This window comes from Kouleothrix sp. (assembly GCF_046328425.1).
In the GTDB taxonomy this organism is placed as follows: Bacteria; Chloroflexota; Chloroflexia; order Chloroflexales; family Roseiflexaceae; genus Kouleothrix.
The window spans coordinates 1-13,438 of record NZ_JAXLWP010000030.1 but is presented as its reverse complement, the minus strand read 5'-3'; the positions used below and the strand labels follow the sequence as shown (position 1 = coordinate 13,438).

At 66.3% G+C, this 13,438-nt stretch carries 14 protein-coding genes; all 14 read left to right on the top strand.

The window, feature by feature from the left end; genetic code table 11:
* The first annotated feature begins 62 nt into the window (after positions 1-62).
* Positions 63-1,649, top strand: coding sequence for a glycoside hydrolase family 99-like domain-containing protein (locus U0177_RS23435; RefSeq protein WP_409573095.1), 1,587 nt, complete (start codon positions 63-65; stop codon positions 1,647-1,649).
* Positions 1,650-1,773: 124 nt separating this feature from the next.
* The gene (locus tag U0177_RS23430) at positions 1,774-2,079 is read left to right on the top strand and encodes a (2Fe-2S) ferredoxin domain-containing protein (protein ID WP_409573094.1); all 306 of its coding nucleotides are present in this window, start codon (positions 1,774-1,776) and stop codon (positions 2,077-2,079) included.
* 461 nt (positions 2,080-2,540) lie between these two features.
* Positions 2,541-3,647, top strand: coding sequence for an Mrp/NBP35 family ATP-binding protein (locus U0177_RS23425; RefSeq protein ID WP_409573151.1), 1,107 nt, complete (start codon positions 2,541-2,543; stop codon positions 3,645-3,647).
* A gap of 106 nt (positions 3,648-3,753) precedes the next feature.
* On the top strand, positions 3,754-4,821 hold the full coding sequence (gene moaA / locus U0177_RS23420; protein WP_409573093.1) for a GTP 3',8-cyclase MoaA: 1,068 nt from the start codon (positions 3,754-3,756) through the stop codon (positions 4,819-4,821).
* An 88-nt stretch (positions 4,822-4,909) separates the two neighbouring features.
* Positions 4,910-5,374: a HesB/IscA family protein gene (locus tag U0177_RS23415; RefSeq protein ID WP_409573092.1), complete on the top strand. Its 465-nt coding sequence runs from the start codon at positions 4,910-4,912 to the stop codon at positions 5,372-5,374.
* 151 nt (positions 5,375-5,525) lie between these two features.
* Positions 5,526-5,855, top strand: coding sequence for a rhodanese-like domain-containing protein (locus U0177_RS23410; RefSeq protein ID WP_409573091.1), 330 nt, complete (start codon positions 5,526-5,528; stop codon positions 5,853-5,855).
* Positions 5,856-6,083: 228 nt separating this feature from the next.
* On the top strand, positions 6,084-6,428 hold the full coding sequence (locus tag U0177_RS23405; RefSeq protein WP_409573090.1) for a DUF309 domain-containing protein: 345 nt from the start codon (positions 6,084-6,086) through the stop codon (positions 6,426-6,428).
* 162 nt (positions 6,429-6,590) lie between these two features.
* Positions 6,591-7,586, top strand: coding sequence for an HD domain-containing phosphohydrolase (locus U0177_RS23400; RefSeq protein ID WP_409573089.1), 996 nt, complete (start codon positions 6,591-6,593; stop codon positions 7,584-7,586).
* A 9-nt stretch (positions 7,587-7,595) separates the two neighbouring features.
* Entirely contained in the window at positions 7,596-8,420 is an 825-nt protein-coding gene (locus U0177_RS23395) for a methyltransferase domain-containing protein (protein ID WP_409573088.1), read from the top strand.
* A gap of 45 nt (positions 8,421-8,465) precedes the next feature.
* Positions 8,466-9,746 (top strand): 3-phosphoshikimate 1-carboxyvinyltransferase, encoded by a 1,281-nt coding sequence (gene aroA, locus U0177_RS23390; RefSeq protein ID WP_409573087.1) that lies wholly within the window; start codon positions 8,466-8,468, stop codon positions 9,744-9,746.
* Between the two features lie 50 nt (positions 9,747-9,796).
* Entirely contained in the window at positions 9,797-10,675 is an 879-nt protein-coding gene (locus tag U0177_RS23385) for a hypothetical protein (RefSeq protein ID WP_409573086.1), read from the top strand.
* Positions 10,676-10,766: 91 nt separating this feature from the next.
* The gene (locus U0177_RS23380) at positions 10,767-11,735 is read left to right on the top strand and encodes a MerR family transcriptional regulator (protein ID WP_409573085.1); all 969 of its coding nucleotides are present in this window, start codon (positions 10,767-10,769) and stop codon (positions 11,733-11,735) included.
* A 367-nt stretch (positions 11,736-12,102) separates the two neighbouring features.
* The gene (locus tag U0177_RS23375) at positions 12,103-12,957 is read left to right on the top strand and encodes a phytoene/squalene synthase family protein (protein ID WP_409573084.1); all 855 of its coding nucleotides are present in this window, start codon (positions 12,103-12,105) and stop codon (positions 12,955-12,957) included.
* Positions 12,954-13,438, top strand: a 485-nt coding sequence (locus U0177_RS23370; RefSeq protein WP_409573083.1) for a DUF2085 domain-containing protein, incomplete at its 3' end; no start/stop codon positions are given. The genes U0177_RS23375 and U0177_RS23370, both read left to right, overlap by 4 nt.

Here is a 13,438-nt window from a genome sequence, read left to right as displayed (position 1 = left end):
ATGTCCTGGCGCTCTGGTTCAAGATATGTCAGGTGCCGTATGGCCCTGCCTGAGGAGGAATTATGCGTGTTCGTCGACACCGCGCAGCTATCTGGGCCGTGTTGATGGTCGGCGCGCTGGCGCTGCTGGCGCCGCACGCCACTACCCCGGCGCGGGCTGCTTCCGATCGCCCGGTGATGGCATTCTACTATCCGTGGTACGAGCCGGGCGACTGGAGCTACGACAAAATGAGCGATGTGGCCGCGCCAACCTATAGCGGCGGCGACGAGGCGACCCTGCGCCGGCACATCCAGCAGGCCGCCGACGCCGGGATCGATGCGCTGATCTGTACCTGGTACGGCCCGAACGAGGATCGGCTGAATAAGCGCTGCCGCCGCCTGCTCCAGCTGGTCGAAGGTAGCGGGCGCGACATCAAGGTCGCGATCATTCCCGATCAGTCGGCCGCGTTCGACCCGGCCATGCGCACGGTCGATGGCCTAGCTGCCGCGCTCGATGTGCTGCGGCGCGATTTTATGGGCAGCCCGGCGTACTTCCGCTTTCAGGGCAAGCCCGCAGTCTACTGGTTCAACCCGCCGTCGCTGGGCGACGTGGGCACCTGGCAGGCGCTGCGCGGCCGCGCCGACCCGAACCACGACGAGTACTGGTTTGGCGGTACCGATAACTTTGGCTACCTCGACGTGTACGACGCGCTGTACTACTTCGACATCAGCTGGGAGGCCCGCCCCGGCGCGGCGATGGCGTCGTACGGCGGCCGGCTCGATCGCTACAACTCGTCGCATGGTTCCAGTAAGCCGTTCATCGCCACGGTCATGCCCGGCTACGACGACATCAAGATCCGCAATGGCCACCGCCGCGACCGCGCCAATGGCGATTACTACCGCGGCACCTGGCAGACGGCGATCGACCGCAATGCTGCGGGCGTGATCGTGACGAGCTGGAATGAGTTCTTCGAGGGCTCGCATATCGAGCCGAGCCAGCAGTATGGCGACCTGTACCTGCGGCTCACGAAGGAGTGGAGCGACAAGTATCATGCCGGCCAGGCCGCGCCGCCGCCCGCGCCGCCGCAGGGCGGCAGCTGCCGCCAGTTCCCCGAGACCGGCCACCAGGTGTGCGGGCGCATCCTCGAGTACTGGGATCAGAACGGTGGCTTGCCGGTGTTTGGCTACCCGCTCACCGACCAGACCGCCGAGAAGGTTGAGGGCCAGACGGTGCAGGCCCAGCTGTTTGAGCGCAACCGCCTTGAGCTGCACCCCGAGAACGCGCGCCCCTACGACGTGCTGCTGGGCCGGCTTGGCGCGGGCAGCCTGGGCGTGCAGGGCCGCGACTGGCAGACCTTCCCGAAGGCCAGCCCGAGCGCGCCGCACTACTTCGCCGAGACTGGCCACGCGATTGCGCCTGAGTTTTGGGACTACTGGGCCGGCCATGGCCTTGAGTTCGACGGACGGCCCGGCAAGAGCTTCAACGAGAGCCTGGCGCTGTTCGGCCTGCCGCTCTCCGAGGCTACCGTCGAGACCAACCCGACCAACGGGCAGCAGTACCTGACGCAGCACTTCGAGCGGGCGCGCTTCGAGTACCACCCCGAGAACGCCGGCACGCCCTATGCCGTGCTGCTGGGCTTGCTCGGCCGCGAGCTGACCGGCATGAAGTAGCCCTGGCCGTTTGACCTGCCTGGCCGGGCCGGCGCTGCCACAATAGCAGCGCCGGCCCGGCCTTCGAATTTTCATGTGGTACAATGCGCATCTCAACCGGCAGCGCGAGAGACACAAGCCAGCCATGAGCGACGAAAAGCAATACCGGGTGTATGTGTGCGGCGGATCGACCTGCACGCCCAAAGGGCGCGACGCACTGCTGCGCGCGCTTGAGGACGCGCTGTGGGCCTGCCAGATCGACGGCGCCGTCGATGTGCGCGTCAGCGGCTGCCAGGATCGCTGCGACTATGCGCCGAACCTTACGATCTGGCCTGGCCCATACCATTACTCGCGGCTCACGCCCGCCGCCGTGCGCCAGATCGTCGAGCGCCACCTGCGCGGCGGCCAGCCGGTTGCCGAATTGCTTACCGGCGAGGAGGCGCGCCGCTAAAGCCCGTTGTGCCGGCCTCTGGCCCCGCGCAGGTAGGGGCAGCGAGAAAGGGCAAACAGCGCCGGACTTTGACGGCACCTACTCTGCCGACTTTCGATAGTGTTTACTTTCTAAACCGTGGTATAATAGGCAGGATTTACGCAGTTGGCGCTCTCAGCCTTCGGCAGAGCGATACTATCCAGGACTTACGCGGTGCGCGTTTTTGCCTTCGGCAGAGCGGTGCTTTTTCATGGATGGTGCTGAGATGTTGGCGCTTTGCGCCAACATCTCAGCAAAAGGAGACAAAGCCGCCACTGGTGGCGCCAAAGGCGAGCCCGCCAACAGGCTCTCAGCACAAAGAAAGCGCAGTACCATACGGAGCGCGGGAAAGCTGTACACAGAAGCTGCCGCAGGTGCTGTTGGACTGGCATGTTCAGCGCGAATCTTGGGCGCATCAGCGCCCTTGTAACGTGGAGTAAATGATGGGGCTGTTTTCGCGCGGAAGTAGCGCGAGGGTCACCGAAGAGCTGGTTTTGCGGGCGCTCAGCACAGTGGAAGAGCCCGAGCTAGGCGGCGACCTGGTTTCGCGCAAGATGATTAAGAACCTCAAGATCGAAGGCGATCGGGTAGCATTCACCGTCGAGCTGACGACGCCGGCCTGCCCGCTGAAAGATCAGATCCAGGCCGAGTGCGAGGCCGCGCTTGAGCGCGTGGCCGGTGTGCCAAAGGCCGACGTAGCGATCGAGTTCAGCGCCACGGTGCGGCCGCGCGGCGGCATTCTCGACAAAGCCGCCATCCCCGGCGTGAGCCACGTGATCGCGGTTTCGGCAGGCAAGGGCGGCGTGGGAAAATCCACCGTGGCGGTGAACCTGGCGGTGGCGCTGGCGCAGGAGGGCGCGCGCGTCGGCCTGCTCGACGCCGACATCTACGGCCCGTCGATCCCGCTGATGCTCGGCACCAAGGGCCAGACGCCATTGGCCACTAGCGGCCCCGATGGCCAGCCGCGCATGCAGCCGATCGAAGCCTACGGCATCAAAATGATCTCGGTTGGCTTTCTCGTCGACGATAGCCAGCCGGTGATCTGGCGTGGCCCGATGGTATCGCAATTGCTACGCCAGTTTCTCTACCAGGTCGAGTGGGCGCCGCTCGATTATCTGATCATCGACATGCCGCCCGGCACCGGCGATATCGCGCTGACGCTGGCGCAGTCGCTGCAGAATGCCGGCCTCACCGGCGCGGTGACGGTGACGACGCCGCAGCAGGTGGCCACGCTCGATGTGCTCAAGAGCATGGAGATGTTCAAGAAAGTGAATGTGCCGCTGCTCGGCGTGATCGAGAACATGGCCTATTTCGTGGCCCCCGATACCGGCACGCGCTACGATATTTTCGGCACCGGCGGGGCCGCGCGCCTGGCCGAACAGCTCGGCGTGCCGCTGCTGGGCCAGATCCCGCTTGGCATGAGCGTGCGCTCTGGCGGCGACGCCGGCCAGCCGGCCGCTACCAGCGACCAGCCGGATGCATACGCGGCCGTGTTCCGCGAGATCGCCCAGCAGCTGGCGGCCCGCGTCAGCGTGATGGAGTACGCCTAGCGAGCTGCGCGCCTCCCGGCGCTGGCTGCGGCAGCGAGGTATTTGTTTTTCTGTGCTCTGGTGGCGCGGAGCGCCATACACGAAGCCGACATCAAGGGGGCTGCGTATGCTGAATGAAGAGCTGAGAACGACGACGATCCCGCTCTATACACCCGAGGCGCGCGCCCCCATCCCGCGCTACGACACCAGCGCGCCGGCTCAGGACACCTTCGGCCGGCGGATCGACTACCTGCGCATCTCGCTTACCGATCGCTGCAACTTTCGCTGCGTCTACTGCATGCCCGCCGTGGGCATGCAGTTCGTGCCGCGCCCCGAGCTGCTGACGAGCGATGAGCTGCTGCTGGTGGTGCGCGCCGCCGCCGCCGCCGGCTTCCGTAAGATCCGCCTGACCGGCGGCGAGCCAACCCTGCGCCCCGACCTGGTCGAGATCGTCGCGGCGATCAAGGCCACGCCAGGGATCGAGCATATTGCGCTCACCACCAACGCCCTGCGGCTGGGTAAGCTGGCGCAGCCGCTGAAAGACGCCGGCCTCGACCGGGTGAACATCAGCATCGACACGCTCGACCCGCAGAAGTTCCGGCAGATAACCCGCGGCGGCCGTCTCGAGATGGTCTGGGAGGGCATCGCCGCCGCCGACCGGGTAGGCCTGCATCCGATCAAGCTCAACGCGGTGGTGGTGCGCGGCCTGAACGACGAAGAAGTACCGCAGCTGGCCGCGCTGACGCTCACCTACCCCTGGGAGATGCGCTTTATCGAGGTGATGCCGCTTACCGGCGTGGCCGACGTGGCCGAGGATGGCGTGGTAAAGAGCACCGAGCTGATCGCGCGGCTCGAGGCCATCCACGGCCCGCTCGAAAGCCTGGGCCTCGCCGCCGCCGACTCGGCGCGGCGCTTCCGCATCCCCGGCGCGCGCGGCAAGCTTGGCTTTATCAGCGCGGTGAGCGACCCGTTCTGCGCTACCTGCAACCGCATGCGCCTGACCGCCGACGGCCGGCTGCACCTGTGCCTGCTGCGCGACGACGAAGTCGACCTGCGCGCGGCGATTCGCGGCGGCGCTACGCCCGAGCAGGTCGAGCAGATTGTGCGGCACGCGGTGGCGCTCAAACCCTGGGGCCACGGCTTGCCCGAGCATGTGCTGCCAACGCTGCGCGGGATGTCGCAATTGGGCGGCTGAGATACGAAAGAAAGCTCTAGCAAAACTAGTGAATATCTGGTATACTGTGGCCGGTTAGCGAACAAGAGCCCCACGAGGAGGCAGTGTTATGGCAGTGATCGAGCAGGATCTGATCCGTGTGAATTCCGTCATGGCGCCGGCGCCGCTGCTAGCGATTAGCGCGACCGCCGCGAAGCGCCTGCAGGCGATGATGGGCGAGAAAGAGCTAGCTGGCTACGGCCTGCGCGTGTTTGTGTCGGGCGGTGGCTGCTCGGGCCTGCAATATGGTATGACGTTCGACGACGAGGTGCGCGAGGGCGATGCCACGTGGGATGCCTTCGGCCTCAAGCTGATCGTCGACCCGATCAGCGCGAACTACTTGCGCGGCGCCTCGATCGATTACCAGCAGGATAATATGCTCGCCGGCGCGTTCAAGATCGACAACCCCAACGCAGTCGCGAGCTGCGGCTGCGGCCACTCGTTCCGCGCGAAGGACGAGCAGGCGGCCGAAGAGTACGACGGCTACGATAACGGCTACGCCGGCGGCGGCTGCGGCCACTGCGGCCACGGTTAGCACTTGCCTGGCAGGCTGCTAGGGAGCCTGTCTGAAACAGGCCCCTCGCGCTTCATTTCAGGCGAGTGGCCGTCCCGCTTTTCACACAGACGCTAAGAGCTACCCGGCGTGTTTTCGGGTAGCTCTTTTTGATTCGCATGGAGAAGACAGTATGGCCCAGTATGCCAATCTCACGGTCGAGCAGGTACACGAGAAGCTGCAGCGCGGCGACGACTTCCGGCTGATCGATGTGCGCGAGCCGCACGAGCACGCAGTGGCGCGGATCGAAGGCGCCGAGCTGCTGCCGCTAAGCCGGGCGAATGAGTGGGTCGGCACGCTGCCAGCCGACCAGGAGATCGTGTTCTTCTGCCATCACGGCGGGCGTAGCGCCCAAGTGGCCGCGTTCCTGGCCGGCCAGCGCGGCTTCGGGCGCGTGGCGAATATGCTCGGCGGAATCAACGAGTGGTCGATCCGCGTCGACCCGGCGATTGCGCGCTACTAACGGCACAGCGCCAAGTTTCATCTCTGGTGTTGCGGCCTAGCGCTGCACGGGCTATCATTAGGGCTGGCGCAGCTGGCGCGCTCAGCCTTCGGCAGAGCGGCACTAGCCTGTGTATTGCGTGCGGTTTTTTCGCGCTCCGCGCAGAAAAACCCGGAAGATGGAGCAGTGCCATGCTGCTGCGGGCAAAAACGCGTAGCTTGAGGAAGCCGAATAGCGGCTGTTTGAACCATGCTCGAACATGACGACGCAGAGGCGTACCGCGAGGGCATCCGGCTGTTCAACGCCGGCGAGTTTTGGCACGCGCACGAGCAGTGGGAGCAGTGCTGGATGCGCTCGTCCGAGCCCGATTCAACCTTCTTCAAAGGCATTATTCAGGCGGCTGCGGCGCTGGTACACTGGCAGCGTGGCAACCCGCGCGGCCTGCGGCGCAACTGGGAGAAAAGCCGGCCCAAGCTGGTGGCGCTGCCGCCCGCCGTGCGCGGGATCGATGTGCGCGCGCTGATTGACGCGATGGACGCGTTTGTGCTGGCCGGCGGTTTGGCGCCGCCGCCGCGCCTACGAACGCTCGATTGAGCGTGCCGGCTGGTCGGACGATCGACAACATATGCTATACTGTTAGCGTCGTTATACGAATGTACCTGGTAGTTTGCCCCGGAAAACTGCCTTCACCGAGGCCAGAGCATTATTTCAGCCATTTGGCGACAATTTGGCCCGATCGCGAGGAGGCTGTTCGATATGTTTGCCAAAATTCTCGTCGTTGACGATGAACCCTCAATTGTTGACGTTTTAACACGTTTTCTTACACGCGAGGGGTATAGTGTTGTAACAGCTGCGAATGGCCGCGAAGCGCTCGAGCGCGTTCAGCAAGAGCCGCCCGACTTGATCCTGCTCGATGTGACGATGCCGGAGCTCGATGGCTTTAGCGTGTGCCAGCGCCTGAAGGAAGACGAGCGCACCGCCCTCATCCCGATCACTATGCTGACGGGCCTCGACGACCGCGAGCATCGCACGCGCGGCATTGAGTCCGGCGCCGACGATTTCCTTACCAAGCCGTTCGAGCAGAGCATCCTGCGCGCGCGCATCCGCTCGCAGCTGCGCCTCAAGCGCCTGACCGACCAGCTCGAGCATACCGAAAAAGTCATCTTCATGCTGGCCGCAGCGGTGGAGGCCAAGGACGCCTATACCGAGGGGCACCTGCGGCGCCTGCGGGCGTACTCCGAGCACCTGGCTCTGGCGTATGGGCTGGCGCCCAGTGAGGTGCGCGCGGTGCGCTATGGCGGCATCCTGCACGATATTGGCAAGATCGGCGTCGACGAGGCGATCATCCGCAAGCCCGGCCCGCTTACCCCCGAAGAAACCGCCCAGATGCGCCGCCACCCCGAGATTGGCGCGCAGATTATTTCGCAGATGCGCTTCGCTCGCGATGTGCAGCCGATCATCCTGGCGCACCACGAGTACTGGGACGGCAGCGGCTACCCGCGCGGTCTGAAGGATGAGGAGATTCCGGTGGGCGCGCGGATCATTACGATCGTCGACGCCTACGACGCCATGACTACCGACCGGCCGTATCGCGCGGCGCTGAGCGACGACGAGGCGATCCGCCGGCTGAAGGCCGCGCGCGGCACCCAGTTTGATCCCGATATGCTCGATGTGTTCCTCGACCTGATCGCCAGCGGCCAGCTCCAGCCCGAGCGCATCCGCGCCGAGGTGCTGCACGACGGCGAGCTATGATGAGTGCCTGTGTATACCGACGCGCTTCCGTTTCTCGGCTGCCCGGCCTGCCGCGCGGCATTGGCGCTGCGGCACGATCGCCGCGACGCGCTTGGCGAGATCCTCGAAGGTGAGCTGGCCTGCGCCGGCTGCCAGGCGATCTTCCCGATTCGCGAGGGCATTGCCGATTTTTTAGGGCCGCCCCGCCCACCAACCCCTGCCCAGGTAACCAACGAGTGGCCGCTGACCGCGTGGATCTACGAGCGCGGCTGGCGCCCGTTTGCGCTGACGCTGCTCAGCCGCGAGGCTTTCCCGTATCGGCGCGAGCTGCCGCTGATGGTCGATCTCATGCAGCCGCAGCGCGGCGGGCTGTTTCTTGATGTGGCCTGCTCGAACGGGCTGTACGCGCGCGCGCTGACGCGCACCCTGCGCGGCGCTCCCGGCCATGTGTTGGGGGTCGATCACTCGCTGCCCATGCTGGCGCAGGCGCGGCGCTTCGCGCGCGATGCCGGGCTGCCGATCAGCTATGCCCGCGCCAGCGCCCAGGCGCTGCCGGTGCTGGCGGGCCAGGCTTCCGGCGTGGCGATCGGCGGCTCGCTGAATGAGATCGGCGACCTCGACGGCTGCCTGGCCGAGGTGCGGCGCGCGCTACGCCCCGACGGGCGCTTCGTGGCTATGACGCTTGCGCGCGCTGCGACGGCGCCGGGGCGCGCGGTTCAGGGGCTGCTTGGCAGCGGCGGCGTGGTCTTCTGGCCGGCGGGCGAGCTTTCGGCACGCTTCGCCACGCACGGCCTGCGCACTCTCGACGAGCAGCAGTACGGCCTGGTGATGTTTCACATGGCAGTGCCGGCCTGAGCGCGTGGCTCGCGTCGCTCTGTGGCATCTGTAGAAAGAGAGAGAATGAGTGTGACAGTAGTGACGGTGCCTGTGGCGCGGCGCCCGATCGACGCAGTGGCGCGCGTGCCCGGCTCGAAGAGCATTACAAACCGCGCGCTGCTGCTGGCCGCGCTGGCTGGCGGCATCTCGCAGCTCGACGGCGTGCTGTTCAGCGACGACAGCCACTGGTTTATGGAGGGCCTGAGGCGGCTGGGCGTGGCGGTAGACGCCGACCAGGCCGCCGCGCAAGTACGGGTGCATGGCGTCGGCGGCGGCCCGCCCTCGACCCAGGCCGAGCTGTGGGTCGAGCTTGCCGGCACTGCCGCGCGCTTTCTCCTGGCATATGCCGCGCTGGGCCAGGGCCACTACTTGATCGACGGCAACGCGCGCATGCGTCAGCGCCCGATGGCCGATCTGATCGCCACGCTGAACGACCTCGGGGCGTACTGCCACAGCCTGGGCGATCACGGCGGGCTGCCGATCGCGCTTGAGGCCTGTGGGCTGCGCGGCGGCGCGGCCAGGCTCGCAGCCGATAAAACCAGCCAGTTTCTTTCGGCGCTGCTGATGGTGGCGCCCTACGCCGAGCGCGACGTTGACCTGATGCTCAGCGCGCCGCTGGCCGCGACGCCGTATATCGACATCACCACCGCGATGATGGCCGATTTCGGCGCGCGCGTCACGTGCCAGGGCTATGAGCGCTTTCAGGTGCGCGCGGGCCAGCGCTACCATGCCCGCGATTACCAGATCGAGCCAGATGCCTCGAATGCCTCGTATTTCTTTGCCGCCGCAGCCGCGACCGGCGGCCGCGTACGCGTGGCGGGCCTGACGCGCGCGTCGATCCAGGGCGATATCGCATTTCTCGACGTGCTCGCGCAGATGGGCTGCAGCGTTAGCGCCGGCGACGGCTGGGTCGAAGTGTGTGGGCCGGCGCAGCTGCGCGGCGTCGACGCCGACATGAGCAAGCTGCCGGATATGGCGATCACGCTGGCCGCGCTCGCGCCCTTCGCCGACCGGCCGACGAACATCCGGAATGTCGAGCTGATTCGCCACCACGAAACCGACCGGATCGCGGCGCTGGCGCTTGAGCTGCGCAAGCTCGGCGTCGAGGTCGACGAGCGCCGCGATGGCCTGACGATCGCCCCAGGCTGGCGGCAGCCCGCGCTGATCGACTCGCACTACGATCATCGCATGGCTATGGGCTTTGCGGTGGCCGGGCTGAAGATTGACGGCCTGCGGATCGGCGGCGCCGAGGCAGTGGCCAAAACCTTCCCCGATTTCTTCGAGCGCTTCGGCGCGCTGCTGTAGCAATTTCTTTGAAGCGCGTATGGCGATGAGCCGGATGGTGGAGGAAAGCTATGGCCAAGGCAGGGCTCCTGTTCGTAGGCACCGACGACGGGCTGGTGCTGTTCAGCAACCCCAACGAGATCGGCCGCTGGCTGCGGATCGGCCAGCCGTTTCGCGGGCACGCGCTGCGCGCGGTGTGGGCGCAGCCCGATAACCCGCTGACGGTGCTGGCTTCGGCTGAGGGCCTGGGCGTGCAGCGCAGCCAGGACGGCGGCCAAAGCTGGGAGCCGCTGTTCGGCTGGGCGGCTGCGGCGATTGTGGGGCAGCCGCAGGCGCCTGGGCAGGTGTTCGCGCTTGGCGATGATGCCGTGTTTGCCAGCCGCGATGCCGGGGCGAGCTGGGAAGCGCGCTCGGTTGGCGCGGCGGGGCTTGGCGCGCTGGTGGCCGGCCCGCGCGAGCTGTACGTAGCGGCCGGCGCCGAGGTGCTGCATAGCGAGGACGCCGGCGAGAGCTGGGCGCGGCTGGGTGGCCCGCTGCCGGCGCCGGTTGGCGGGCTGGCGCTGCATCCGCAAACCCCCGGCCTGCTCTACGCGGTGTCCGGCGCGCGCCTCTATGCGTTCGGCCCGGCCGAGCACGATTGGCAGCCGCTTCATGGCGCGCCGGCCGCGCGTGGGCCGCTCGCCGCGCTGCCTGGCAAGCAGCCGGCGCTGCTGCTGGCGGCGGCCGGCGGCGGGGTCGCGCGTAGCGACGACAATGGCGCCAGCTGGAGCAGCGTGCAGGCCGAGAGCATGCTGGATGTGCTCGCCCCGGCCGGCTATCATGTTGACGTCGCGTTTGCCGGTGGCCAGGCTGGGCAGCTGTTGATCAGCAGCGATCGGGGCCGCAGCTGGCAGGTTGTTAAGCAGGATCTGCCGCCGATCCGCAGCGTCGCCGCGGCGCGTCTGCTCTAGATTCTGAATCGGGGTTGTGCAATTGATTGACGTACTCTGTGCGACGTGATACACTGAGAGCTTGTAAACGCCCACGCTATAGAGTACACGTATGGCCCAATCACCACTCCTGACGCAACTTTCAACGGCACCAGTATTTAATACCAAGGCGGTCGCGCGCGAGACGGGCGTCCCCGCCGATACATTTCGAGCCTGGGAGCGCCGGTATGGCGTGCCGCGGCCGCAGCGCACCGCCGGCGGCCACCGGCTGTATTCCGAGCACGACATGGCGATCATTCGCTGGCTGCGCGATCGCACGGCCGAGGGCGTGAACATCAGCCATGCCGTGATGCTGCTGACGAACTCGCTTGACGAGACAGCCGGCGAGCCGGCGAGCAATACGACTTCGCGCTCGATCGAGCGGCTGCTTGAAGAGTTCCTGCAGCTGTTGACCACGTTCGACCTGCAGCACAGCGAGCAGCTGCTCAGCGAGGCGTTTTCGCTCTACCCGTTCGAGCAAGTGCTGCTTGAAGTGATCCAGCCGGCCATGGTCGAGGTCGGCGAGCGCTGGCACCGTGGCGAGATCAATGTCGCGGCCGAGCACTTCGCTACCCAGTTTGTGCGCCGCAAGCTTTCTGGCCTGATGAACGTCTTCGAGGGCAGCAGCCACCGCGCGACGGTGATCGTGGGGTGCGCGCCGGGCGAGCTGCACGACCTGGGGCTGCTCATGTCGGCGCTGTTCCTGGTGCGGCGCGGCTGGAATGTCGTGTACCTCGGCCCGCAGGTGCCGCTGGCCGACCTGCTCGACACGGTGACGCGGGTCAACCCGTCGCTGGTGTGCATCTCGGCCTCGACGATGGAAACCGCCAGCGAGCTTATCGCGGTTGGCAGGGCGCTGCAGCAAACATTCCCCGACGTGCAGTTCGGCTATGGCGGCCGGGTGTTTAATGTCAATCCCGAGCTGTGCGCCTCGGTTCCAGGCACATTCCTGGGCCACGACGCGCGCGAGTTCGTCGACATGGTTGGGGTGCTGCTGACGCGGAGCACCGCGTCGAATGGCGAAGAGCGCGACACGCGCTGAGAGCCTATACGCCCGACTAAGCCCATTCGGCTATCACACGCCCTTACCCCCTTTCTCATGCCCGAGGAAGGGGGTGGTTGCATATCGGCGCCAGGCGTCACATCCGAATTGTACCAAAGTCGCGTATAATCAGCGAAGAGCTTCGCTAAACGCTATATAATCTCTTGGGACCGCCACGGCGCACGTGCCGTTTGGAAGGAAGGAGTCGTGCGTGTCGCTTAGTCATTCGCCTGGTTGGATACCACTCACACACAGCGAACGCGAGGTACCGCACAGCGAAGCTTCGGCGCTACTGGCTACTCTGCGGCGGCTCGCCGAGCACGAACAACCGCAGCGTACCGAGGTGGCGCGGCCCACATGCCCAGCGATGCCGATCCCTGACGCATACCGGATGTGTGTCGAGATTACGCGGGCACACTCGCGTAGTTTTTTTCTGAGTACGCAGCTGCTGCCGCCCGATAAGCGCGCCGCGATTCGCGCGCTGTACGCATTTTGCCGCATTAGCGACGATATTGTCGATAACTCGTCGCTGAACGCGACCCAGGCGCTGGCGGCCTGGGTCGCGCGGGTGCACGCGCCCGAGCCTCCGCCCGATAGCGCGGTGCTGCTGGCCTGGAATGATACGGTGGTGCGCTACGACGTGCCGCGCTACCTGCCCGACGAGCTGCTGGCCGGCATTACGATGGACCTGACGGTCAGCCGCTACGCCACGTTCGACGACCTGTGGCTGTACTGCTACCGCGTGGCCTCGGTGGTTGGCCTGATCTCGATGCATATCATCGGCTACCGCGAGGGCGCCACGAAGTATGCGATCAGCCTGGGCGTGGCGCTGCAGCTCACCAACATCCTGCGCGATGTTGGCGAGGATGCCCGGCGCGGCCGGGTGTACCTGCCGCTCGAAGACCTGGCGCGCTTCGGCCTGACCGACCACGATATTCTGAATGGCCGCCGCGACGAGGCGTTTCGCGAGCTGATGCGCTTCGAGATCGCGCGCGCGCACCAGCTGTACGACGAAGCCTGGCCCGGCATTGGGCTGCTGCAGGCCGACGGCCAGCTGGCGATCGCAGCTGCGTCGGCGATCTATCGCGGCATTCTCGATAAGATCGTAGCAGCCAATTTCGACGTGTTTGGCCACCGCGCGTATGTGCCGCTGCTCGAGAAGCTGCTGATCCTCTGGCGCGTGCGCCGCCGCCTGCGCGCCGAGGGGTGGGGGCGCGCATGAGCTACACGCGTGCATTCGGCCATGTGCCGGCGGCGCCGGCGCGCTGGCCGCTGTGGCCGCTGCGGGTGCTGCTGGCGATCCTGTTTCTCGGGCCGCTGATTGCGCCGCTGTTTCAGGCGACGCGCCTGCCGCTGCTGGCCGACTCGGGCGCGCTCGCGCGCGACCTGCTTTCGCGCTACGTTTGCCCGACGCCGGCAAAGTCGTATGTGCTGCTGGGCTTCCCAATGGCAGTATGCGCGCGCTGCTGGGGCGCGACGATCGGGCTGTGGGCTGCGTGGTTTGCGGCCAGGCGGCCCGAGCGGCTGTTTGCCGCAGGTCTGCTGGCGCGGTATAGCGCGCTTGCCTGGCCGCTGCGCTTGCTGCTCGGCGCGCTGCCGTTCGGGCTGTGGGCTGCCGAGATCGCCTGGTGGCCGGCGGCGCCGTACTGGGTCTTGCTGGTGAATGGCGCGTTCGCCGGGCTGTGGGGCGGGCTGTTCGTATG